The sequence below is a fragment of the Mycobacterium intermedium genome (assembly GCF_002086275.1).
GTDB lineage: Bacteria > Actinomycetota > Actinomycetes > Mycobacteriales > Mycobacteriaceae > Mycobacterium > Mycobacterium intermedium.
In genome coordinates this window covers 1-266 of record NZ_MVHT01000363.1, presented here as the reverse complement: position 1 = coordinate 266, position 266 = coordinate 1, and the positions used below count along the sequence as shown (strand labels likewise).

Here is a 266-nt window from a genome sequence, read left to right as displayed (position 1 = left end):
ATCTTTCCAGCTCAGAGGGCACTTTCTTCATTCCGACACCCCGACAACCAGCCAATTCATCGGTGGATCAAGGCTAAATCGGGGCCGTAGGCTGCCGGGGTGGCCTACGTGCGCACCGTGAAGACCGCCTCGGGGGCGACCGCGGTGCAGATCGTGTGGTCCAACCGGCGAGGAGCGCGCTCGATTGAGCATCTGGGCTCAGCCCATGATGACGGCGAACTTGTGGCGCTCAAGGCGGCCGCTGCCCAGCGGTTGGCGGCGAATCA

Annotated in this window: 1 pseudogene; it reads left to right on the top strand. The window is 63.9% G+C overall.

Annotation, left to right across the window (positions count from 1 at the left end):
- Positions 1-99: 99 nt before the first annotated feature.
- Positions 100-266 (top strand): annotated as a pseudogene (locus BST27_RS35215) (IS1634 family transposase); the annotation flags it as partial.